This is a genomic window from Marinobacter sp. 2_MG-2023, from assembly GCF_030546935.1.
GTDB lineage: Bacteria > Pseudomonadota > Gammaproteobacteria > Pseudomonadales > Oleiphilaceae > Marinobacter.
The window spans coordinates 568,940-591,174 of record NZ_JAUOPH010000004.1; the positions used below are offsets into that span (position 1 = coordinate 568,940).

The 22,235-nt window shown below is 57.6% G+C and carries 20 protein-coding genes; 7 read left to right on the forward strand and 13 right to left on the reverse strand.

Features of this window, described 5'->3' with window-relative positions; genetic code table 11:
• Window positions 1-21: 21 nt before the first annotated feature.
• The 13 genes from Q4501_RS13285 to Q4501_RS13345 form a co-directional block, all read right to left on the reverse strand.
• Window positions 22-1,410: an amidohydrolase gene (locus Q4501_RS13285; RefSeq protein WP_303596721.1), complete on the reverse strand. Its 1,389-nt coding sequence runs from the start codon at window positions 1,408-1,410 to the stop codon at window positions 22-24.
• A complete protein-coding gene (locus Q4501_RS13290) occupies window positions 1,407-1,955 on the reverse strand; it encodes a (2Fe-2S)-binding protein (protein ID WP_303596722.1) in 549 nt (182 codons plus the stop codon). Before Q4501_RS13290 ends, Q4501_RS13285 begins: the two co-directional genes overlap by 4 nt.
• A complete protein-coding gene (locus tag Q4501_RS13295) occupies window positions 1,952-4,255 on the reverse strand; it encodes a xanthine dehydrogenase family protein molybdopterin-binding subunit (protein WP_303596723.1) in 2,304 nt (767 codons plus the stop codon). The genes Q4501_RS13290 and Q4501_RS13295 overlap by 4 nt, the downstream gene beginning before the upstream one ends.
• Window positions 4,245-5,060: an FAD binding domain-containing protein gene (locus Q4501_RS13300; protein WP_303596724.1), complete on the reverse strand. Its 816-nt coding sequence runs from the start codon at window positions 5,058-5,060 to the stop codon at window positions 4,245-4,247. Before Q4501_RS13300 ends, Q4501_RS13295 begins: the two co-directional genes overlap by 11 nt.
• Window positions 5,061-5,069: 9 nt before the next feature.
• Window positions 5,070-6,146 carry an ABC transporter substrate-binding protein gene (locus tag Q4501_RS13305; protein ID WP_303596725.1) on the reverse strand — a complete coding sequence of 359 codons (1,077 nt, stop codon included), beginning with the start codon at window positions 6,144-6,146 and terminating at the stop codon, window positions 5,070-5,072.
• 112 nt (window positions 6,147-6,258) lie between these two features.
• Window positions 6,259-6,762: an ureidoglycolate lyase gene (locus tag Q4501_RS13310; RefSeq protein ID WP_303596726.1), complete on the reverse strand. Its 504-nt coding sequence runs from the start codon at window positions 6,760-6,762 to the stop codon at window positions 6,259-6,261.
• Window positions 6,759-7,781, reverse strand: coding sequence for an allantoicase (alc, locus tag Q4501_RS13315; RefSeq protein ID WP_303596727.1), 1,023 nt, complete (start codon window positions 7,779-7,781; stop codon window positions 6,759-6,761). The genes Q4501_RS13310 and alc overlap by 4 nt, the downstream gene beginning before the upstream one ends.
• A complete protein-coding gene (gene puuE / locus Q4501_RS13320; RefSeq protein WP_303596728.1) occupies window positions 7,778-8,728 on the reverse strand; it encodes an allantoinase PuuE in 951 nt (316 codons plus the stop codon). The genes alc and puuE overlap by 4 nt, the downstream gene beginning before the upstream one ends.
• Window positions 8,725-9,414 carry a TetR/AcrR family transcriptional regulator gene (locus Q4501_RS13325; RefSeq protein WP_303596729.1) on the reverse strand — a complete coding sequence of 230 codons (690 nt, stop codon included), beginning with the start codon at window positions 9,412-9,414 and terminating at the stop codon, window positions 8,725-8,727. Before Q4501_RS13325 ends, puuE begins: the two co-directional genes overlap by 4 nt.
• Before the next feature lie 69 nt (window positions 9,415-9,483).
• On the reverse strand, window positions 9,484-10,260 hold the full coding sequence (locus tag Q4501_RS13330) for an outer membrane protein OmpK (protein WP_303596730.1): 777 nt from the start codon (window positions 10,258-10,260) through the stop codon (window positions 9,484-9,486).
• 62 nt (window positions 10,261-10,322) lie between these two features.
• Window positions 10,323-11,243, reverse strand: a complete 921-nt coding sequence (locus tag Q4501_RS13335; RefSeq protein ID WP_303596731.1) for an ABC transporter permease — start codon at window positions 11,241-11,243, stop codon at window positions 10,323-10,325.
• A 1-nt stretch (window position 11,244) separates the two neighbouring features.
• Window positions 11,245-12,351, reverse strand: coding sequence for an ABC transporter permease (locus Q4501_RS13340; protein WP_303596732.1), 1,107 nt, complete (start codon window positions 12,349-12,351; stop codon window positions 11,245-11,247).
• On the reverse strand, window positions 12,338-13,873 hold the full coding sequence (locus tag Q4501_RS13345; RefSeq protein WP_303596733.1) for an ABC transporter ATP-binding protein: 1,536 nt from the start codon (window positions 13,871-13,873) through the stop codon (window positions 12,338-12,340). Before Q4501_RS13345 ends, Q4501_RS13340 begins: the two co-directional genes overlap by 14 nt.
• Window positions 13,874-14,111: 238 nt before the next feature.
• On the opposite strand from Q4501_RS13345, the gene xdhA reads away from it, so the two are divergent.
• From xdhA to Q4501_RS13380, 7 genes are read left to right on the forward strand one after another with little or no spacing between them, the layout of a single operon-like run.
• A complete protein-coding gene (xdhA, locus tag Q4501_RS13350; RefSeq protein WP_303596734.1) occupies window positions 14,112-15,575 on the forward strand; it encodes a xanthine dehydrogenase small subunit in 1,464 nt (487 codons plus the stop codon).
• Window positions 15,568-17,922, forward strand: coding sequence for a xanthine dehydrogenase molybdopterin binding subunit (gene xdhB, locus Q4501_RS13355; protein WP_303596735.1), 2,355 nt, complete (start codon window positions 15,568-15,570; stop codon window positions 17,920-17,922). The genes xdhA and xdhB overlap by 8 nt, the downstream gene beginning before the upstream one ends.
• The gene (gene xdhC, locus Q4501_RS13360; protein WP_303596736.1) at window positions 17,922-18,785 is read left to right on the forward strand and encodes a xanthine dehydrogenase accessory protein XdhC; all 864 of its coding nucleotides are present in this window, start codon (window positions 17,922-17,924) and stop codon (window positions 18,783-18,785) included. The genes xdhB and xdhC overlap by 1 nt, the downstream gene beginning before the upstream one ends.
• Entirely contained in the window at window positions 18,782-19,282 is a 501-nt protein-coding gene (gene uraD, locus Q4501_RS13365; RefSeq protein WP_303596737.1) for a 2-oxo-4-hydroxy-4-carboxy-5-ureidoimidazoline decarboxylase, read from the forward strand. The genes xdhC and uraD overlap by 4 nt, the downstream gene beginning before the upstream one ends.
• Window positions 19,279-19,623 carry a hydroxyisourate hydrolase gene (gene uraH / locus Q4501_RS13370; protein WP_303596738.1) on the forward strand — a complete coding sequence of 115 codons (345 nt, stop codon included), beginning with the start codon at window positions 19,279-19,281 and terminating at the stop codon, window positions 19,621-19,623. The genes uraD and uraH overlap by 4 nt, the downstream gene beginning before the upstream one ends.
• A gap of 23 nt (window positions 19,624-19,646) precedes the next feature.
• Complete coding sequence (gene guaD, locus Q4501_RS13375; protein ID WP_303596846.1) at window positions 19,647-21,011, forward strand: guanine deaminase; 1,365 nt, start codon at window positions 19,647-19,649, stop codon at window positions 21,009-21,011.
• 3 nt (window positions 21,012-21,014) lie between these two features.
• Complete coding sequence (locus Q4501_RS13380; protein WP_303596739.1) at window positions 21,015-22,217, forward strand: urate hydroxylase PuuD; 1,203 nt, start codon at window positions 21,015-21,017, stop codon at window positions 22,215-22,217.
• Window positions 22,218-22,235 lie beyond the last annotated feature (18 nt).

Genomic DNA, 22,235 nt, shown 5'->3' on the forward strand with positions numbered 1-22,235 from the left:
TCCTGCCCTTCCCAACTGCAGTCATACCGGCGTTGCAACACCCTTCCGGTTCGTGGCAAGCCAGCGCTCACGACGAGTCAGTAGTCGTTCCGCTGCCTGGTTGCCCTGTTCGATATAGGCCGGCATATCGCCACTAAGCAGTATCTGGTTCTCGGCCAGTATTTTCCCGGCCACCATGGTCATGGTCACATCACCACCCAGCACCGAGTGCACCAGATTGTGATGCAGGTTCTGTAACTTCCCTTGGGGTATGAACGGCGTCATCCGGGCTGTATCGGCAGCCACGGCAATCACATCCGCCTGCTTGCCGGCCTCCAACGAGCCGATTTCCCGTTCCATACCCAGAGCTCTTGCCCCTTCGATGGTGGCCGCTCTCAGAACATCCCAGGATTTCCAGGCTGCAGCGTCCATGGCCCGCAGCTTGGCCAGCAGCGAGGCGATTTTCATCTCCTCGAACATGTCCAGGTTGTTGTTTTCCTTCTCACCATCGGTACCGATTCCCACGGCAATGCCGGCAGCGATCATGGCTTCCACTGGAGCCGGACCACTGGCGAGTTTCATGTTGCTTGAGGGGTTGTGCGCAACGCCGATGTTGTTATCCGCCAACAGCTGTAGTTCGTCATCATCGAGCCAGACGCAATGCGCGAGCAATACCTGTTCCGGCGACAGTAGCCCCAGTTTTTCCAGGGACCGGACCGGGCTCATACCGTGCCGCCGCATAGCTTCAGGAATTTCACTCTGGCTTTCGTTTGAGTGGGTGTGTAACCCGGTGCTGTAATGATTGCAAAGGTCTACCGCCCGCTGGCAGGCAGCCTCGGTTGCGTAGAACTGATGTTCCAGCCCCACCCATACATTAACGCGACCGCCTGCTCCACCATGCCATTGCGAGATCAGCGCCTCGTTATCATCCAGGGTGTCGAAATAGTCGTAACCTGGCGCCTCACCCACATAGGGCACCATCACCACGCGATTGCCCAGGGCTTCGGCTGCCCGGGCGGAGCCTGCCATGTACCGCCACATATCCACCGATGTCGTAGTACCCGCCAAAAGGCTTTCCGAATAGCATAACCAGGAGGCCGCTTCCGCCTCGTCGGGCTGGAGCACACGGTGCATTGGATCAATGTATTGCTGCAGCCACTCCCACACGGGCAGCTCCTCGGCGGTACCACGCAGCAGACCGGAATGGCTGTGGGTATTGATCAGTCCCGGCATCAGTATGGCTCGGCCATAATCCCTGACTTCAGCATCCGGCGCGCGCTCACACAGCGTTTGGCGATCCCCCACTGCCTCAATAGTGTCACCCATCACCAACACCGCGCCGTTCTGAATAACGGAGTTGTCCTCGGTCGTAGGCAGTACGGCGTCCGCACACAGCAGGAGTCGGCGATTACTCGCAGAGGAAATAGTCATAAGGGTTCTTCCGATAATGAGGGCCCCCGGCCAACCGCTTCGTCCGGACAGCAAGAGGCCGAAAGTTGATCGATAGCGCGCCTGAGGCCGCCATAGCCGGTACAGCGGCAGAGATTACCAGCCACAGATTCAGCCAGATCCACCGGGCTGCCCTGCCGGTGCTGCCGTAAGCCGGCGACAAGTGAGACGGCAAAACCAGGTGTGCAATAGCCACACTGCAAGGCGCTCTCACTTGCCAGCGCGTCGCGGACGGAGAGGAAGTCAGGGTCCTCGCCCAGGCCCTCCACGGTTTCCACATGATGACCTGGCAACTGCCAGGCCATCACCAGGCAGGACGGCACAGCCCGACCGTCAAGCAGTACCTGACAGGCTCCACAGCGTCCCACCCGGCACCCGGCCCGGGCGGACGTGATCTGGCCAGACTCCCGCAGGATATCCAGCAACGTCTCGGCACTCGCTGCTGCTCGGGTTATCGTTTCACCATTCAGCTTAAAACTGAGGTTTTCCTGTGCCGGCATTTCTGGCACCTGATAATGATCACTCATAGTGCCTGCTCCTGTGCAGCCATCCCCACCAGCAAGTCTCCGGGGTCTACCGGCAGCCGCCGGATCCGGACACCGGTTGCCATTTCAATCGCGGCGGTAATAGCAGGTGCCACTGCCTCGATACCCAGCTCGCCTACACCCCTTATCGGGAAAGGGTCGTCCTCTGGTGTGCTGTCCAGAACATCAACGCGCTGGACAGGAGCATCGTGAAAGGTGGGGATAAGGTATTGGTCCAGATTATCTGCCAGGTAGCAGCCATCGCGGGTAGTCATGTCCTCGGTCAGGGCCATGCCCTGCCCCATGACAGCGGCACCCTCGATCTGCCCCAGATAACCGGGCGGGTAGATCACACGTCCGGCGGCGGTAACATGGTGAAGATCCGTCACCCGGACCCGACCGGTGAGACGATCCACGGCCACCCGGGCTACTGTAGCGATCTGCAACTGCAGATAACGGCCCACGGGCTGCTCAGCGTCCGGCGCCACCGGAAAATCCTGACTGGCGCTGGCGCTTAGCTCATCAAGGTTGACGCTCGCTGCCAGTTCCCGATAGCTCAATACCTGATGATCATTGAAATAAAGACCTCCTGGCCCGAACACCAACCTGTCTTCCGGGTGGCCGCTCAATCCGGCAGCATGTCCGCGTACAAGGTTCATCCAGCCCGGCAGAATCCTGGCCAGTACACCATGTACCAGCACGGAACTGCGGGATGCACTGGTGGGCCCTGAATCCGGCCCCCGGGAGTTTCCCAGCGCTACTTCCACATCGGTCTCCCGGCAACCCACTCCATTGCAGACGGACTGGATGATGGACTCGACAATGTTCTGGCCATAGTCCGAGAAACCGAATTCCACGCAGATATGACCTGCAGGTGACAGGCTGATACGCCCGCCACCACTGTCAGGCAAGCCATCTCCCAAACCATTACCCTGAGCGCCCATGGCCATTCCTGTGCCGGTTAGCCAGCGACCCGTACCAGCGTCATGGCAGCGCCAGAGAGGAGAAGCAACGGCCGCAGCAAGCACCTCTGCGGGTGGTGCGGTCCAGCGTACAGTCTGGTCACGGCTACCAGCATCGCCAGGGGAGCGCAGGTTGATCTGGCGAAACGCTGAGGGCTCCATACCAAGCTTGCCCGCCAATGCATCCAGCTGCGATTCCACCGCGAACGTGGCCTGATTGCCGCCAAAGCCCCGGAAAGCACCACATACGCCATTGTTGGTATAAACCAGGCGACCGGACACCCGATACGCCTCTATTCGATATAACGGCGCCGTGGCGTGGTCCAGATAGTTTTCCAATACTGCAGGCCCCAGACTGGCGTAGGCGCCGGTGTCCAGAACTGCCTCTACTTTATGGGCCAGCAACCGCCCTGCCGCGTCACACCCGGTGGTCATTTTTACCGTCACCGGGTGGCGCTTGATGCCAGTCCTGCAGGATTCGAACCGGTCCAGATGGATCATCACCGGGCGGCCGGTTTTCAATGCAAGCAACCCGGCAGCCGGCTGCACGGTGAGCTCGTCCTTACCACCGAACGCCCCACCTGTGGCCGTGGACTCAACCGTAACCTGGTCATGGGCAAGACCAAGAATATCCGCCAGTTGTTCCGCATCCCGATGGCCAGACTGGCAACCTACCCGGAACAACACACCGCCGTTATCATCCGGAATGGCAACACCACCCTCAGTCTCCATAAACGCGTGCATCTGGCGAGGAGTCTGATAATGATGTTCAACAATCACGGTGCATCGGGAAAAGGCGTCTTCAAGGTCACCCCGTTCAAGGGTTTCCCGGGCCAGCAAATTGCTGCCACCGTGTTCTTCATGGGAATTATGGAGAGCCACCTGCTGCTCGGCCAATGCAGCATCACTGACCACGGGAAGAGGCTGGTAACCCACCTCTATGACATCCAGCGCTGCCAGGGCCTGCTCCGGAGTGTCCGCCGCCACAGCGGCAATCGAATCGCCTTCGTAACGCACCCGCTCATCACAAAACACCGGCTGGTCCCGGATCACTATGCCGAAGCGATTCGGTCCCGGCACATCGGCGGCACTGACCACCGCATGCACACCAGGCATTTCTCTAGCTCGGGAGATATCCACCCCGGTGATACGGGCATGGGCGTGAGCACTGCGCAGAATGGCGCCATGCAATAACCCGGGGAGATGTCGCTGGTCAGTGGTATACGCCAGACGACCTTCGATGCGCGGGGTCAGGTCCATCCGTGAGGTAGCGTTACGTACCCAGTCGCCGTCCAGAGTCACAGAACTTCCGATGGGCCCAGATGGTTTTTCAGGCTTCAAGGCTCACCTCCGCCAATCCAAACTCCAGCATCCGGCACACGGCGAGTCGTAACTGGGTGCATTGCCAGCCCAGAGCTTCCAGTTCGCTGTCGATCACTGTCGCCAGGTCGCCAAGCTCCCGAACACCTTGGTCCCGGAGCATGGCTTCAGTAACCACCAGCCGGCCGGCTCCGCCTTCACCACACACCGCCAGCCGAAGCTGCTGTCCATTATGGACACAAGCCACGGTGGCCCGGGTGGGGCTAAAGCGCTCCCGATAGCCGAGCTTTTCCACAAAGAATCTCCAGTCACGGCAGTCCGGCAGAGTCACAGATCTGAGCAAATCGCCGGCCGCACGATCCAGACACCATTGGACCAGAGGCCGCCCACCCGTTCCTTTGCCAGCCAAAACGTCCACCTCAGCGTCCAGCGCAAGTGCCAGAGCGGACAAATCCCCACCAGCAAGCAAATTACCGCCAACCGTACCCAGATTGCGCACGCCGGGCCCAGCTACACGATTCAGCAAACCCACCAGCGGCGGTAGGTACACGGACGTTAAGGGGTGCCGGGCAAGCTCGTCCAGAGTGGTCAGCGCGCCAATAATGAGACCGCCGTCCGTCTCCTGAACACCAAGAAACCCCGGCCAGTCAGGATTCAGCGCCACCAGTTGCACGGGCCACTGCCGGTCGCGCTCACACGCAGGCTGCAACCAGGTGCCCCCAGCGATGTAAGGCGCCCGAAAACGTTTGGCAAAACTGACCGCCTGACGAGGCGACTCCGGGCGCATAACCCGGACCGCCAGCCTTTCGGTAACCAGGTTGTTCACAGGTTCCACTCAGTCGCTGCCCACACCGGAGACATCCGGATACCGGGCCATAATGTCGTGAATGGCTTTGGTGCCAACAAACTCAGTGGTATAGCCTTTGGTGGGATCGACTGTCTCACCGATCAGATCCAGGCTAACCAACTGCTGATAAATATCCTGCCAACGCTCGTCGGTCATGATGCCAATACCCGCTTTGAGAGCATCGCCAGACAGGACAATGCCTTGCTCATCCATTTCCCTGAGAGAATGTGCAAGTTGCTCCGGGCCCTGGTTCTCATTCAAACCGTGAATGTATTCATTCGTGGCTGTCGGGTCCTGCAGGTATTGGTACCAGCCCTCAATGGTCGCTTCTACAAACTTGCGGGCAACTTCCGGACGCTCTTCCAGGGTTTTTTGAGTGGTGACGATCATGGTCGAGTAGGATTGCCAGCCATTGTCAGACAGCATGAAAACATTCGGCTCAATGCCAGCTTTCTGCACGACAAAGGTTTCCGAGGTAACGTAGGCCTGCTGGATAACCTCGGGATCCGCAATAAACGGCCCCATCTGGAAGGTATACGGACGGACCTGTTCATCGGTATAGCCATATTTTTGCTTCAACCATGGCCAGAATGACTGGTGCGCATCCTGGGACAGCAGGATTGCCTTGCCCTTGAGATCTTCCAGGCTGTCGTTCCCGACATCCGGGTGAGTCATGATTATCTGGGGATCTTTCTGATAGAACGAGGCCAGCGCCACCACAGGTAAACCTTCCTCGACAGCATTGAGAATCTGGCCACTGGAATGAAGCATCACGAAATCGGCCTGGCCACCCAGCAGCAGTTGCATGTTGTTGACCTGAGGGCCGCCGGGTGACATTTCCACGTCAAGCCCATAGTCCTCATAAGTACCCTGCGAATCTGCGTGGTACCAGCCACCGTGTTCGGCCTGGGGGAACCAGTTGGTGCGGAAGGTCACCTTCTCGAGGTCATCTGCCCACACGGAGCCTGGCGCTGCCAGTACGGCCAGCCCAGCTGCCATCACCATAGTCGCTACCCGACCGGGGCGTCGTGCCTTGGTCGCACATGTTACTGTCTTGGTCTTCATGCACTCTCTCCATACATAAGGTCATATGGGCGATCAGACATTCGGCGTCTCACCCATTCTTTATTTCCCTATAGTTTTTATTTGAGGGAGGACATCAGGCATTGGCAAAAATTTAGTTGGACGGCAGTACCGGTGTTATGGGCCCTGCCAGCGTGATCTCATCGCAGTTATTACCCGCTCCCTGGCGATCAACTACCAGGTAATCAGAGTTTGGATCCAACGGAAGCAATGGCGCGTGCCATGTTCCGGCCCTGTAGCTGAGCCCCTGGTTGCCACCGGCGAGAAACACCCGAACCAGGGACTCATCAAACTCACCAGGGGGTGCCACAACCGCCAGGAATGCACCATTGTTCATGGGAACGAAAGCCTGGCTGCCCAGGGGGTGCCGCTCCATGAGAGTAATCTTCAGAGGGCTAAGAGGCTGGCCACGAAATATAGATAAGATGCCTTGTGCATCCTTACCAAGCAGCTCCACTGTTGCCAACGCGTGGAACCGCTCGGTACGGCCCTGATTGATAGGGAAAGAGTCTGCACCCCCGGTATCAATCACTTCACCAAAGGGCGCAAAAGCCTCCCGGGTAAGGGGTTCCGCAACGATTGTCCGGGCGTGACTCATGATACCGGCTTCCCGAACAGCCTCACCCTGCTGACACCGCCATCCGGGATCATGTTGAAACGGATATGAGTAATCGCCCCCACATCTTTCAGTTCAGTAAACTGATGGATAGCGTCTGCGGTCAGCGGCTGCTCATCCATCAACGTGTGCCAGAACATACTCTGGGTGATGAGAGACTGGGCAGTACTCTCTCCAACCTCGACACAGGCCGCCTGTATAGAACAAGCCGCAGGGAAATTACCCTTGAAGTGCGCTGTATCCACCTCGATATGTTCGGCAACTCCTTTGTGGCCCAGAGACAGAATGCACCAGTCACTGCCAGGCTCACGGCGGCGGCGGGTTTCCCAACCATCGCCCATATTGATACCCCGGCCAGGTCGCAGAAGCTTGCGGGGTTCGCCATAGTGAGCATCACTCCAAGCCACCTGGTCACCGCCATGTTCCAGCGCAAGCAGGTTCACCGGGCCACTGGTCAGCAGAGCGGACCAGTCACAGAATGGTTTGCCGTATATGCGCAGGCGCGCCAGCCCGCCATCGGGGAATATGTGCACCCGCACATGGCTCCAAGGCTTTTCCGAGGCGATTTCGCAGAAGCGGTGGTCATTGCCTTGCAGTTCAATGGCTGGCACCAGTGTTTGCCAGTCACTGCTTTCGCCGGGCTCGCCATCCGGGCAATAACACGCCTCCAGCGAAGCCGCCGGGGGAAAGTTTCCGGTAAAGAAACTGGTATCGAAATCTACACCCATCAAAACGCCAGGTGTCGCCAGACGGATAACGCACCAGTCGTGACCGGTGGTACGGCGACGACGGGTTTCCCATCCGTCCATCCATTTGCCGTTGTCATCAAAACGGTCGGGGTAAAACACCGGTTGGTCAGGGTTCAGCATGCGCTCCCGGGACGCAAAAAACTCATCGGTCACCTGGGTCACTTCCGCTCCCAGGCTTCCATCGGCCAGGTTCAGGCCATTACGGGTAAAGTCAGGCCCTTCAATATTGGGGGCCACGATTGCGTCTGTCATTCTTTTGCTCCGATGTCAGTCTCCTGAAAGGGATGTTCTTTTTTCCAGTGGCGGGCAATATCAATACGCCGGCACACCCATACCTGCTCGTGTTCCTGGATATAATCCAGGAACCTCTGTAAAGCCCTGAAGCGGCCTGGACGGCCAACAACCCGGCAGTGCAGGCCTATGGACATCATCTTCGGAGCATCTGCACCCTCTTCGTACAACACATCAAAAGTGTCTTTCAGGTATTGAAAGAACTGCTCTCCCGAGTTGAACCCCTGAGGTGAACTGAAGCGCATATCGTTGGTTTCCAGGCTGTAAGGCACGACCAGATGGGGTTTGTGCTCCCCGTCGCGGGTTTCAACCTTCGTCCAGAAAGGAAGATCATCACCGTAGTAATCACTGTCGTATTCCAGTCCGCCATGTTCCACAGCCAGGCGGCGGGTATTGGGACTGTCGCGGCCGGTATACCAGCCCAGCGCAGGTGCTCCGGTCAAACAGGTATGCTGCTCCAGCGCCAGCTCCATATAGCGGCGCTCTTCTGCCTCTGCCATGTCCTGATAGTGGATCCAGCGCTGGCCATGGCACGCAATCTCATGGCCATCGTCGATAAAGGCCTGTACCACCTCCGGGTTTCTGGAAAGAGCCATAGTCACCCCGAAGACCGTCAGAGGTAACTTACGCTTGCGAAACTCACGCAGAATGCGCCAGACACCAGCACGGGAGCCATACTCATAGAGGGACTCCATGCTCATGTGCCGGCCTCGATAGGCTTCGGCACCAATGATGTCAGAGAGAAATGTTTCAGAGTGCTCATCCCCGTGAAGCACACAGTTCTCTCCGCCTTCTTCGTAATTCAGAACAAACTGGACAGCTATCCGAGCGTTGCCCGGCCAACTGGCATGAGGAGGGTTTTCACCATAACCCCGCATATCTCTCGGGTAGGAGACGTTCTCATTCATTTAGGACTCTCAAGGCCGCAGCCCCGCAAGATCACATCAACCAGGAAGTCAGCCGCATGATCAAAGTCACGCTTCTCATACTCGGCCTTGTTCTCGACCATCAGGATCTGCACGTGGAAGTCGGCATAATGTTGTGTGGATGACCAGATCAGGAAAATCAACTGTACCGGGTCTACAGGCGCCATACGGCCATCGTCTATCCACGACTGCATGACCTCTGCCCTACCCCGGACCCACTCACGCATATTGGTGCGCAGGTGCTCCATAAGAAACGGAGCGCCCTGGATGATTTCCATGGCGAACAGGCGGGAAGACAAGGGGTACTTTCGGGACATCTCGACTTTGGTCCGGATAAACGTGGCCAACGCCTCGGCCGGATCATCTTCTGGCCGGATTTCAGTGAACACCTTGTTCCAGCGCGCCAGAATGTCATCAAACATGGCGCTATACATTCGCTTCTTGTTACTGAAATAGTAAAGCACGTTGGATTTTGGCAGTCCGGCCCGCTCGGCAATGCTCTGGATAGTGGCGCCCTTGTAGCCGTTTAGAGCAAATTCTTCCTCCGCAGCCACCAGGATCTTCTCCCTGTTTCGCACCCGTATCCTGCCCGGCCGGTACTTCCGGCCTTTCTCATCCTTACTCGCCTTCTCTGAAACCGAAATGTCTGCAACGGTGTTCTTGGTCATGAGCCTCTCACTTGTTATCCATTTATTCAGGAGTCCGACAGTATGATTCTGCCGGACTCCTGCTCAGGATCAAAAGTGGAATTTCACCAACGCACTGACAGAGCTCTGATCGCCGATCAGGTTGTCACCCAGACCATACTTATTCTTCCAGTACTGGTACTCGATACCGGCGTACAAGACACCCGGCGCGCCCCAGAAGTTACCCATATCCAACTTGACCTGCGGGGTGAACTGGAATTCTGATTTGTGATCAGATTCGGCAGACGACCAATCAATGTAGCCATCAATGAGGAATTTGGCCGAACCAATATCGAACGGATATCCCCAAGTGACCGTCAACTGTTTGTCATCGCTGATCTGATCATTATCAACGTAGTAAACAGAGGTATTGAAGTACATGAAGCCAGGCAGGTCCCAGGAAAAGCCAAAACCGGCGAGATAGTTGTTTACCTGGGTACCGCCACCAAACTCATATTGACCCGCAAGACTTACATCCTTGACCGGACCAAAACTAAGGTCAGAGCCTGTTAGCCAGCTCCCGCTCAGGTTGGGCGCAAACTCCCCGTAGACATTATCAACGCCTTCAACATCGCCTTGACCCTGGTCACGGTCGATGAAGAAGAAGGTGCTACCCCAGTTGTGAGCGGTGGCATTCTCAAAGGTGAAATAAGTCGCCTCATATTGAAACCCGCCGTCACCGCCGGGATCGAACTCAACACCTTCATACTGGTTGCTGTGAAGTATGGAGATACTGGATCCTCCGAAGAACTTCTCAGCGTGGGCAGCCGGGGCAAAAGATGCGGCAGCCACACAGCCGGCGATCAGTGTTTTACGAAATGCATTCATGGTTAATCCTCTCAGGTTACATTTTTCATTTTTTAGGGTTGGCTAACTGCTGATCATTATTGTTAGGACCCCGGCCGGTATGGCTGGCCGAGGGAAAGCGGGGTATTCAATCGGGTTCGTGCCGGGTTCCAGGACAACAGAACCAGCATGAGAATCGTGACTACGTATGGCAGCATGGCGAGCAACTCCGTAGAGCTTTTCCAGCCCAGGCCCTGCAGCACCAGGTGCAAAATGCTGGCCGCGCCAAAAAGGTAGGCCCCCAGAATCAACCGCTCCGGCCTCCAGGTGGCAAAGACCACCAATGCCAGAGCTATCCAGCCACGACCGGCTGTCATGTTCTCGGTCCAGAGCGGGGTGTAGGCCAGGGAAAGGTAGGCACCGGCAAGCCCGGCCATGCCGCCGCCAAACGCAACGGCCAGATAACGCACCAGCAACACTTTGAGACCATTGGCGTTAGCTGCTTCGGGGTCCTCACCGATGGCGCGCAACAGCAAGCCACCGCGGCTATATCGAAGGAACAGCGCTACGACCGCGAAGGCTATAAAAGAGGTGTAGACCAACGCATCCTGGTCAAAGAACACTCGGCCCAATACTGGAATGTCGCTAAGCAGAGGTATGGCCACACGGCTGAAGCCATCGATGGAAGAGCCCACAAAACCTGCTCCGAGAAACGCGCTCAAGCCAGTGCCAAATATCGTCAGAGCCAGCCCTGCCGCGTACTGGTTCGCTGCCAGAGTCACCGCCATGAAAGCGAACAGCAGTGACATCGCAATTCCGGCCATAATGGCTGCAGCTACTCCCACAAGCAGGCTGCCACTGGACAGGGCCGCCGCAAACCCGGCTACGGCACCCATCAGCATCATGCCCTCCTGGCCCAGATTGAGAACGCCGGAGCGCTCGCAGATCAGTTCTCCCAGCGCCACGAGCAACAGCGGGGTACCGGCAACCACTGTCGCAGCCAGCACATTGGTCAACAGTTCCATCTCACACCTCCTGCGGTGCAGCCGCAACGGCCGCACTCCTGGGTTGCGGGGCCGCTTTCTTCAGCCGAATCCGGTAATGGATAAAGGCGTCGCAGGTCAGCAGATAAAACAGCAGTAGCCCTTGAAACAGTGCCGTCACAGCTTTGGGCATCTGCATGGCAATCTGCAGAATCTCCCCGCCAATGAAGGTCAGCGCCAGCAATGCACTGGCAGCAACAATACCCACCGCATGCATTCGCCCAAGAAACACAACGATGATTGCGGTATAGCCGTACCCGGGAGACACCTGTGGTACCAGCTGGCCAATGGGTCCCGTTACTTCCGAGGCTCCGGCCAGGCCCGCTGTCGCACCACCAACAAGAAAGGCAAACCAGGTCAACTGGCGAACGCGAAACCCGGCGAATGCAGCCGCCCGGTGGTCCTGACCGATCACGCTTAACTGAAATCCAATGAAGCTGCGAGCAAACAGTACCCAGACCGCCACCGCAGCCAACAAACCGAAAGCAAGGCCCAGGTGTAAACGGGTGCCCTCAATCAATGCCGGCAGCAGCGCCGACTCGGCGAACATGATCGACTGCGGAAAGCCGAAACCATAAGGGTCCTTGAGCGGCCCGTGCACGACATACAACAACAGGTTCAGGGCGATGTAATTGAGCATGATGGTGGTGAGAATCTCATTGCAGTGCAGGTGGGTTTTCAGGCCCGCAGCAATAGCGGCCCAGAACATGCCACCCAGCACACCCGTCAGAAGCACCACCGGCAGCACCCAGAATCCACTCACAGCCGAGAGCTGCACAGCCATCACACTGGCGCCCAGGGCCCCCATCAGGAAATGACCTTCAGCACCGATGTTCCACAACTTGGCCTTGTAACAAACGGTCAGACCAGCAGCACACAACAGCAGAGGCGCCATTTTCAGACCCAGCTCTGCCAATCCCGGCAGATCGCTGATTGGTGTTATAAAGAAAAACTTCAGACCTTCTACCGGGTCTTTACCGATCACCAGGAACAGAATGAACCCGGTGATAACAGTCAGAACCAGTGCCAGGAGTGGTGATGCCCAGCGCATCACAGACGAAGCAACAGGGCGACGCTCAAGCAACAGCATGAGCCACCTCCGTGGATTCAAATTCCCCAGCCATCCATTGACCCAACTGCTCTATGTGCAATTCGGACGTGGGGGCCAGTGGGGACAACCGGCCATCACAAAGTGCGCCCAGGCGATTACACAGTTGGTAGAGTTCATCCAGGTCTTCAGAGATCAACAGGATTGCCGCGCCCTCATCCCGAAGCTTTACGAGAGACTCGTGGATAGCCACGGCTGACCCCACATCAACACCCCAGGTCGGGTGTGAAGCCACGAGAAGGCGAGGGTTTTGCAGGGCTTCACGGCCGATAATGTATTTTTGCAGGTTGCCGCCTGACAGGCTCCCTGCAGTACTGTTTTCACCGGTGCAACGAACGCCAAAACGGCGAATCACCTCACGGGAGAACTCTCGTACGCGGCGAGACCGTATCAGGCCACGCTCGACCAGCCCCTGCCCGGAGGCAGTCAGCAGGGCGTTATCCGCCAGGGACATATCAGGCACGGCGCCGCGCCCAAGGCGCTCCTCCGGAACAATCGCCACACCCAGCTTCCTGCGCTGATCGGGGAACAGGGTTTGAATATTCTGGCCACTCAGACTGATCGTCCCGGCGTCAGCTCGAATCTCGCCGGACAAAGCTTTGAGCAGTTCATCCTGGCCATTACCGGCAACCCCGGCAATGCCGACAATCTCCCCCTTGTGCAGATCCAGATTCACATTATCGAGACTGGTTCCGAAGGGATCCTTGCTTTTCCAGTCAAGACTTCTGACTTCCAGTAAGGTCTCGCCCGGTTCCGCAGCAGTCACCTGAGTTGAAATCGGAGTGTCGTCACCCACCATCAGGCGTGCGATTTCAGAAGCGGAGATCTCTGCAGGCTGACAGTCACCACTGACCCGCCCCTGACGTAAAACCGTAGCGGTGTGGCAAAGGCTGCGAACCTCCTCCAGTTTGTGGCTGATAAATAGGATGCTGCAGCCCTCTTTCGACAATGTTCTCAACGTCGCAAAGAGTGAGGTGACTTCCTGGGGCGTAAGAACGGATGTTGGCTCATCCAGTATCAGCAGGGTGGTCTCCTGAATCAGGCAGCGAACAATTTCCACACGCTGCCGCTCACCCACCGACAAAGTGCTGATATATCGCCTTGGGTCCAACTCCATGCCATATCGCTCAGAGACTTCGCTGATGCGCTGGTTCAGCTGGCTTCGGTTACGAGCTTCATCCGGTGGCAAGCTAAGCGCAATATTCTCGGCCACCGTCAGGGTCTCGAACAGGGAGAAATGCTGAAACACCATGCCAATACCCATGCGTCGGGCCTGGGCAGGGTTATCGACATGCACGGCATGGCCATTCCAGACGATCCGCCCCTGGTCGGGCTGAACCACCCCATAGATCACTTTCATCAGGGTGCTTTTGCCAGCGCCGTTTTCGCCCAGAAGCGCGTGGATCTCCCCTGCTTCCACAGTGAGATCAATACCGTCATTCGCCCGGCACCCCGGGTATTCCTTGACGATGTTTTCAAGCTTCAGACGTATCGCCGCAGTCATACACAGCCCCATGTTCATCCAAATGTATTTGGCCTCTGAATTCATAAACTGACCAAACAATCAACATTTGAGGTACCAGCAATATGCTTGCCAAAAATTAATACTCCGCAAAAAACGACTAATTAAACCAATTGGTCAGCTTTTTGCAGAAACCCTGTCAGAAACATTGAAGCGCCGGCCTGAAGCCAAGGGCAGTGCACCCCGGAACACCGCAAATAGACTGCTAGCGGAGAGAGCTGTGATCGAATTCCTTATGAACGGTCAAATTGAAAAACTTGACCATATCGACCCAAATTTGAGCATTCTGGAATGGTTGCGCACCAAAATGCGACTTACCGGCACCAAAGAGGGATGCGCCTCAGGTGACTGTGGCGCCTGTACAGTGATTACCGGAACCCCTGATGAAAGCGGGGCGATGAGTTATCAGGCGATCAACAGCTGCATTACTTTGATGGCAAGCCTGCACGGTAAGGAACTGATCACCATCGAGGCTTTTCAACAAGAGCCGGGGCATCCTGTACAAAGCAACATGGTCAAACACCACGGGGCCCAATGCGGCTTCTGCACACCCGGCATAGTGATGTCATTAACAGCGCTGCACGCCAACCGCAAAAAGGGAGGCACCAGTAACGACCAGATCCTTGAAGCCTTATCCGGCAACCTTTGCCGCTGCACCGGTTACCGCCCCATTATTGAGGCCAGCCACCAGGCCATGGTCGAGGAATGGCAACCGGAATCAGGGCACCCAGCTGCGGGAATAGCCCATAAAGCCCCTGCCAGCTCCCTTACAGGCATGCACAAGAACAGCTATACACTGAGCTCGCCAGAAGGCTGCCGTTATGACTCACCTGTGAACCTTGACCAGCTCCGTGCACTACGCCGCGAGGCCCCCGCGTCACGCCTGGTGGCCGGCGGCACAGACCTGATGCTGGAGATAACTCAGCAACTCAGCACCCTGGGCCACCTGATCAGTGTGGAACGAATACCCGAATTGCAGGGCTGCGTGCTGGATGGAAGCGAACTGGTGATCGGCGCGGCCACAACTTATCAACAACTAAGAACGCCTTTGAGCGAACACTGGCCGGCCTTCGATGCCATGCTGGAGCGACTGGGGTCACTGCAGATCCGCAACCGCGGTACCTTGGGAGGCAACATCGCCAACGCATCGCCGATTGGCGATATGCCACCGCCGCTGATCGCCCTCGGCGCCACACTGGTGCTGGATGGTCCTGATGGCGAGCGCCGCCTGCCACTGGACGAGTTTTTCCAGGGCTATAAACAGACCAGCCTCCAGCCTGGGGAGTTTGTTCACTCCGTGCGGGTGCCGGTACCTTCAGCCAATGAAGCCCTATACATCCACAAGGTGTCGAAACGCCTGGATGATGATATCTCGGCGGTTCTGGGAGCCTTCCGGCTGACGATCGACAAGGGCGTTGTCCTTGCCTGTCGTCTCGCCTTCGGTGGTATGGCCGCCGTTCCTGCGCGAGCCCTCCATGCAGAAGCGGCCCTGACCGGTCAGCCCTGGAACGAAGAATCCGTGCAAGCTGCAATAACAGCCCTGACCAGTGATTTCTCGCCTCTCAGCGATGCCCGCGCCTCCTCCGGCTATCGCCTGCAGGTTGCTGGCAACCTGTTGCGACGCACTCTACTGGCGTCTACCTCCCTGTACGGCGAACAACTGATGGTGACAGATTATGCGTAAACTCCCCCTGAACTCACCTGCTCCGGCACACAGCGCCCGTGGTCTGGCAGGGCACAGCGTCAAACACGACAGTGCCTGGAAGCACGTCAGTGGCCAGGCCCGCTATATTGATGATATGCCCACACCTGAAGGCATCCTCCATGCAGCCGTGGGCCACAGCGAACAGGCTCATGCCCGCGTAATATCGATGGATCTGGATGCGGTTCGTCAATACCCCGGGGTGGTAGCCGTGATCACGGCCAAAGACGTGCCAGGTCATCTGGACATAGGTCCGGTTTTTCCGGGCGATCTGGTTCTGGCTGACGACACCGTTGAATGCATCGGGCAGCCGATATTCGCGGTAGCAGCCACCACTCACGAAGCCGCCCGTAAGGCAGCAAAGCTGGCGAAGGTCGAATACGAAATCCTGGAAGCGGTAGTCACCGTCACCCAGGCACTTAATGAGGAACTTTTTGTTCGCCCCAGCCAGACGCAACAGCGGGGGCAACCGGACCAGGCTCTGGCACAGGCGCCGAACCGCCTCAGCGGAGAACAGTTTGTCGGTGGTCAGGAGCACTTCTACCTGGAGGGCCAGGCGTCGCTGGCCGAGCCAACCGAAGACAGAGGCATGTTTGTCCATACCTCCAGTCAGCACCCTTCTGAAGTGCAAAAGCTGGTAGCAGAAGTACTGGGGCTGCCCATCCACGAAGTTCATGCAGAAGTTCGCAGAATGGGCGGAGGCTTTGGCGGCAAGGAAACCCAGGCGGCCCCCGTAGCCTGCATCGCAGCGTTGCTGGCCAACGCCACCAACCGGCCGGTGAAATACCGCCTGTCCCGCCCGGACGACATGATCCAGACTGGCAAACGACACGATTTTTACAACACCTACGACATAGGCTTCGACGACAACGGCCTGATCCTCGGGGCAGACCTCATGGTTGCCGGGCGCTGCGGCAACTCTCCGGACCTGTCCGATGCCATCGTCGACCGGGCCATGTTCCACGCCGACAACGCCTATTACCTGGACCAGGCTCGGGTAACCGGTCACCGCTGCAAGACCCACACGGTGTCCAACACAGCATTCCGGGGATTCGGCGGCCCTCAGGGCATGATGATCATCGAGCACGCCATGGACGATATTGCCCGCCATCTTGGCCAGGACCCGCTCGACATCCGCAAGCTCAACCTATACCGGCCCGGGCGGGACACCACCCACTACGACCAGACAATTGAGCAGCATGTCCTTCCACAACTTCTCAATAAACTCGAAACCAGTTCCGACTACCGTCAGCGGCGCAGTGACATCACGGCCTTTAACCAGTCCAGCCCGATACTTAAGCGCGGCCTGGCCCTGACACCGGTTAAATTCGGTATATCTTTCACCGCCAAACACCTCAACCAGGCGGGTGCCCTCGTAAACATTTACACAGACGGCAGCATCGAGGTAAATCACGGCGGCACCGAAATGGGGCAAGGGCTTTACATCAAGATAGCCCAGGTTGTCGCATCAGCCTTCCAGGTCGACATTGAGCGCGTCAAGGTATCCGCAACCCGTACCGACAAGGTGCCCAATACTTCACCTACCGCTGCATCATCCGGCTCGGATCTGAACGGCATGGCGGCGCTGGACGCCTGTGAAAAAATCATGGCCGGCCTGACAGAATTTGCGGCCAGTCACTGGTCCGCAGCACAGGAAGACGTGACTTTCACCGACAACCAGGTGCAAATCAACGATCTGACGATACCTTGGGCAAAGTTTGTCCAGACGGCATACATGAACCGGGTCCCCTTATCCTCATCGGGTTTCTACGCCACTCCGAAGATCCACTACGACCCCAAGACAGGCACAGGTCATCCCTTTCTTTACTACTCGAATTGCGCAGCCTGTTCCGAAGTGGTGGTGGACACCCTGACCGGGGAGTACCGGGTAATGCGCACCGACATCCTTTTTGATGCCGGACGCTCACTGAATCCCGAGATCGATATTGGCCAGATAGAAGGCGGCTTCGTTCAGGGTATGGGCTGGCTGACGACCGAAGAACTGGTCTACAGCGACGCTGGCAAACTGCTGACCACCGGCCCCGCCACCTACAAGATTCCTGCAGTGTCGGATTGCCCTCCGGATCTGCGCGTCGCCTTGCTAGAAAACAGCCCGAACCGCGAGGCCACGGTTTTTCATTCCAAAGCCGTGGGCGAACCACCCCTGATGCTCGGCATCTCTGTATGGAGCGCCCTTCGTGACGCGGTTTCCAGCATCACCGACTATCGTTTCAGCCCAGCTCTGGATACACCTGCGACGCCAGAACGGGTTCTGACCGCGGTTACAGCCAGCCAGGCCTGGCACAACCGGCAAAAGGAGACCGCCTGATGGAGAACCGGCTTAACTGGTACCAGGCGGTCGCCCGATGTGAACACCACGGCGAACCCTATGTTCTGGTAACGGTTCTTGGAGTAACAGGCTCAGTACCCCGTGAGCCTGCGAGCAAGATGGTGGTCACCGGCGAGCAAAGCTACGACACCATTGGCGGCGGACACCTGGAATACCGTATCTGCCAGCGGGCCAGGGAGCACCTGGCCAAACAGGATTTCATCAGCGAAATGGCCAATTTCCCTCTGGGGGCCAGCCTTGGCCAATGCTGCGGCGGCAGCGTCTCGGTTCTTCTGGAGGCTCACCCGGGGTGCGAACAGGAACTGGTTATTTTTGGCGCTGGCCATGTCGCCAAGGCTCTGGTGACCATTCTTGGCGGATTACCCTGGCGCGTGACCTGGGTGGATGAGCGCGCCGACCAGTTTCCTGCAGACTGCCCGGGTAACGTTCGCATGCACCACACGGACGATCCGGCAGGCGATGCGCCCGCCCTGTGTGCGGGCAAACAAGTACTGATCCTGACCCACAATCACCAATTGGACTTCGAACTCTGCCGCACCTTGTTAACTGAAGGGAGCTGCACTGGCATTGGCCTGATCGGTTCAGACACCAAAGCAGAGCGATTCCGCCAACGGTTGGACCACAGAGGCTTCAGCGCAGCCAACATTGGCAGCATCCGCTGCCCCGTCGGACGTACCGATGTGCCTGGAAAACGGCCCATGGAAGTCGCCGTTTCCATCAGTGCCGAACTCCTGAGCCTGGCCAACTCACCTGCCCAGGACGCACCTGCTCGCCGAGGCCTGCCCTGGAAGGAACTCAAGGGGCTGATCAAAAACACCGAGACAGGAGACATACCCGAATGACCGCCGAGACAATCAACACCCTGCCCCGGGATGAAGCCGAAAGCCAACTAAGAAACTGCTGCGCCGCTGAAACCTGGGTGCAGGGTATGCTGCGAGGCCTGCCCTACTCCAACCAAGAAGCGCTGCTCAGCCAGAGCCGGAAACTCTGGCCAAAACTGAGTGAACAGGATTGGCTTCAAGCGTTCACCGCTCACCCGAAGATAGGCGATATCAACAGTTTGCGCGCCAAATACGCCAGTACCCGGGCGATGGCCAGCGGCGAACAGGCCGGCGCCCGACAAGCACCTGAAGAGATTTTGCAACGCCTGAAAACCGGCAACGACGCCTATCTGGAGAAATTCGGGTTCATCTTCATCGTGTGTGCTACCGGCAAATCTGCTGCGGAAATGCTGGAGCTTCTGGAAGCACGCCTGCCGCGTACCCGAGCCCAGGAAGTAGAAACCGCGGCAGCCGAACAGGCAAAAATTACAGAACTGCGACTGGAGAAACTGCTATGAGCCAGAAGAGCCCCGTGACCACTCACATTCTTGATCTGGGAGGCGGTAAACCCGCGGCAGGAGTGAGTGTTTCTCTGTATCGAGTCACTGAACAAGGCGAAAAATGCCTCGCCAAAGGCATTACCGATGACGACGGGCGCGTGATGAGTTGGTTCGATACACCGATTGAAACCGGTCACTACCGCATCCGCTTTGCCACCGGCGCCTGGTACCAGTCCCGTGGGCTGGAAACCTTCTTCCCCGAGGTCTGCCTGGATTTCCGCGTCACTGATCCGGACAGCCACTACCATGTCCCTCTGCTGCTGAATCAGTGGGGCTTCTCAACCTACCGGGGAAGCTGATGACTACCGATCTGGATACCCAACTGCCCAAAGGCTGCGAAGCGCATCGCGGTGCGGTGCTTCATTTCCTGCAAGACCCCGGGGATGACCCCGAGCCCAGACCAAACAGCCTGGAATATTTCGAGGACGGCCTGCTTATCCTGAATCAGGGCAAGGTAGTGGCAACAGGACCGGCCAACGTATGGCTACCCAAACTGCCTGCTGATGCAAAGGTTACCCACTGGCAGGACGGCCTGATTGTTCCCGGCTTTATCGACACCCACGTTCACATGCCGCAACTCGGCGTCATGGCCAGCTATGGCACCCAGCTTCTGGATTGGCTGGAAACCTATACATTCCCTCACGAGGCGCGTTTCAGTGATGGCGACTGGGCACGAACAGAAGCCCGGCGATTCACAGACCTGCTGCTGCGACACGGCACCACATCTGCACTGGTGTTCTGTACCTCGCACCCGGAGTCGGTTAACGCTTTATTCGAGGCTGCGGAAGCCCATGGCATGGGACTCAGCGCCGGCAAGGTGATGATGGACAGGTACGCGCCGGAGAACCTGAAAGATACAACCGCCGAAAGCTACAGCGACAGCCTGGCACTGTTGCAAAAGTGGCACCGCCGCGGGCGCCAGCGCTACGCCATCACACCTCGCTTTGCCGCAACCTCCACCCCGGAACAGCTGACTCTGGCCGGGAAGCTGGCTGCCGAACACCCGGATGCCATGGTGCAAACCCACTGGGCCGAGAATATCGGAGAGATCACCTGGGTTCGTGAGCTATTCCCCGAACGCACGAGTTACCTTGATGTATACGATCATTACGGGCTGCTTGGCGACCATACCGTGCTGGCTCACGGCATCCATATCAATGATGAAGACCGGCAGCGCCTGGCAGACACAGGGAGCAGCATTGCTTTTTGCCCCACATCCAACACCTTTCTCGGTAGCGGATTGTTCGATTTCCGCGCTACCCGCGATGCAGACGTATCCGTTGGCCTCGCCTCGGATGTCGGCGGAGGCACCAGCCTTTCAATGCTTGCCACCATGGCGGAAGCCTACAAGGTATGCCGTCTCCGCGGGCAAACAATGACGCCCTGGCAAGCGTTTTACCTGGCCACACTGGGTAACGCCAGGGTTCTGCACAGGGAGGAAGAGTGCGGCAACTTCGAGCGAGGGAAGATCGCTGACTTTGTCGTACTAGATCACCGCGCCTCGCCGATGCTTACCATGAAGGAGCCCTTCATCAACAACCTTTCGGAAACGCTCTTCAATCTGATGATCCTCGGAGATGACCGTGCCGTGGCCGCAACCATCGTCGCGGGCCAGATTCGATACCAGCGGCCAGCCCTGACCGGGCCCGGAACATCGTCCACCCATTTTCAAACGCAAGGAGCCTGACCCATGGAAGCTTATCTGAGCGAATGGCTATCCCTTCTCGTTCGCTGGTTTCACGTTATTGCCGGAGTCGCCTGGATCGGTGCCTCATTCTACTTTGTCTGGCTGGACAACCATCTCCGTGAACCGCCGGAGTGGAAAAAGAAGGAAGGCATCAAAGGTGATCTCTGGGCTATCCATGGCGGTGGCATTTATGAAATAGCCAAGTACAAACTCAGCCCCAGGGAAATGCCCAAGGAACTCCACTGGTTCAAATGGGAAGCCTACTCGACCCTCCTTAGCGGCCTGGCTCTGTTGTTCGTTGTCTACTACATGGGTTCACCGGGCTACCTGATTGATCCGTCGAAAGCCGACATCAGCATTGGCACCGCCATTGCGATCGGCCTGAGCACTATTGTCGTAGTGCTGGCCATATACGAAGCACTGATTCGCAGCCCGCTGGCAGACAACGGCAAGGCTTTTGGTCTGACTCTGTTCGCCATTCTGCTAGTGGCAGACTGGGGCCTGTTCCAGGTATTCACCGGGCGCGGTGCTTACATTCATGTCGGCGCGATCATCGGCACCATCATGGTAGCCAACGTCTTCCTCGGGATCGTCCCCTCCCAACGAGCGCTGGTAAAAGCCATCGAGAAAGGCGGCGATCCGGGCGCGAGGGTTGCCCGCCTGGCCATGCTTGCCAAGCTACGATCGACTCACAACAATTACCTGACCTTGCCGATCCTGTTGATCATGATCAGCAACCATTACCCGTTACTGTATGGCCACCCCCATGGTTGGGCCGTTCTTGCAGCCATTGGGTTCATCGCCGCGTTTGCCAGGCATTACTTCAATTTGCGCCACAGGGATATTAACCAGCCATGGATACTGGTGGTCGCCGCCCTGCTCATCGCAGCTTTGATCTGGGCTATCGCCCCGGCACCGGTTACATCCGAGGCGACCGATGGCCAGGCCGTGAGCGACGAAACAGCAAGCACCATCATCAGCACTCATTGTGTGGCCTGCCACGCCAGCGCCCCGAGCCATCCGGCATTCCAGTCGCCACCAGCAGGTTTCATGTTCGAGGAGCTCTCCCAGCTAACAAGCCACGCGGGCAAGGTTCGCCAGGTTGCTGTTGACTCCCAATACATGCCGCTGGGTAATGTTACCGGCATGTCTGATGAAGAACGCCAGCAGCTTGGGCAATGGCTTATGAATAACCAACCGGAGTAAACGAGCAAACAAAAGGCC

Excerpts from the sequence above, each read along its gene's own strand:
- Q4501_RS13285 (WP_303596721.1), bottom strand. The coding sequence starts at position 1,410 with ATGACTATTTCCTCTGCGAGTAATCGCCGACTCCTGCTGTGTGCGGAC.
- Q4501_RS13290 (WP_303596722.1), bottom strand. The coding sequence starts at position 1,955 with ATGAGTGATCATTATCAGGTGCCAGAAATGCCGGCACAGGAAAACCTC.
- Q4501_RS13305 (WP_303596725.1), bottom strand. The coding sequence starts at position 6,146 with ATGAAGACCAAGACAGTAACATGTGCGACCAAGGCACGACGCCCCGGT.
- Q4501_RS13310 (WP_303596726.1), bottom strand. The coding sequence starts at position 6,762 with ATGAGTCACGCCCGGACAATCGTTGCGGAACCCCTTACCCGGGAGGCT.
- alc (WP_303596727.1), bottom strand. The coding sequence starts at position 7,781 with ATGACAGACGCAATCGTGGCCCCCAATATTGAAGGGCCTGACTTTACC.
- puuE (WP_303596728.1), bottom strand. The coding sequence starts at position 8,728 with ATGAATGAGAACGTCTCCTACCCGAGAGATATGCGGGGTTATGGTGAA.
- Q4501_RS13325 (WP_303596729.1), bottom strand. The coding sequence starts at position 9,414 with ATGACCAAGAACACCGTTGCAGACATTTCGGTTTCAGAGAAGGCGAGT.
- Q4501_RS13330 (WP_303596730.1), bottom strand. The coding sequence starts at position 10,260 with ATGAATGCATTTCGTAAAACACTGATCGCCGGCTGTGTGGCTGCCGCA.
- Q4501_RS13335 (WP_303596731.1), bottom strand. The coding sequence starts at position 11,243 with ATGGAACTGTTGACCAATGTGCTGGCTGCGACAGTGGTTGCCGGTACC.
- Q4501_RS13340 (WP_303596732.1), bottom strand. The coding sequence starts at position 12,351 with ATGCTGTTGCTTGAGCGTCGCCCTGTTGCTTCGTCTGTGATGCGCTGG.
- Q4501_RS13345 (WP_303596733.1), bottom strand. The coding sequence starts at position 13,873 with ATGACTGCGGCGATACGTCTGAAGCTTGAAAACATCGTCAAGGAATAC.
- xdhB (WP_303596735.1), top strand. The coding sequence starts at position 15,568 with ATGCGTAAACTCCCCCTGAACTCACCTGCTCCGGCACACAGCGCCCGT.
- xdhC (WP_303596736.1), top strand. The coding sequence starts at position 17,922 with ATGGAGAACCGGCTTAACTGGTACCAGGCGGTCGCCCGATGTGAACAC.
- uraD (WP_303596737.1), top strand. The coding sequence starts at position 18,782 with ATGACCGCCGAGACAATCAACACCCTGCCCCGGGATGAAGCCGAAAGC.
- uraH (WP_303596738.1), top strand. The coding sequence starts at position 19,279 with ATGAGCCAGAAGAGCCCCGTGACCACTCACATTCTTGATCTGGGAGGC.
- Q4501_RS13380 (WP_303596739.1), top strand. The coding sequence starts at position 21,015 with ATGGAAGCTTATCTGAGCGAATGGCTATCCCTTCTCGTTCGCTGGTTT.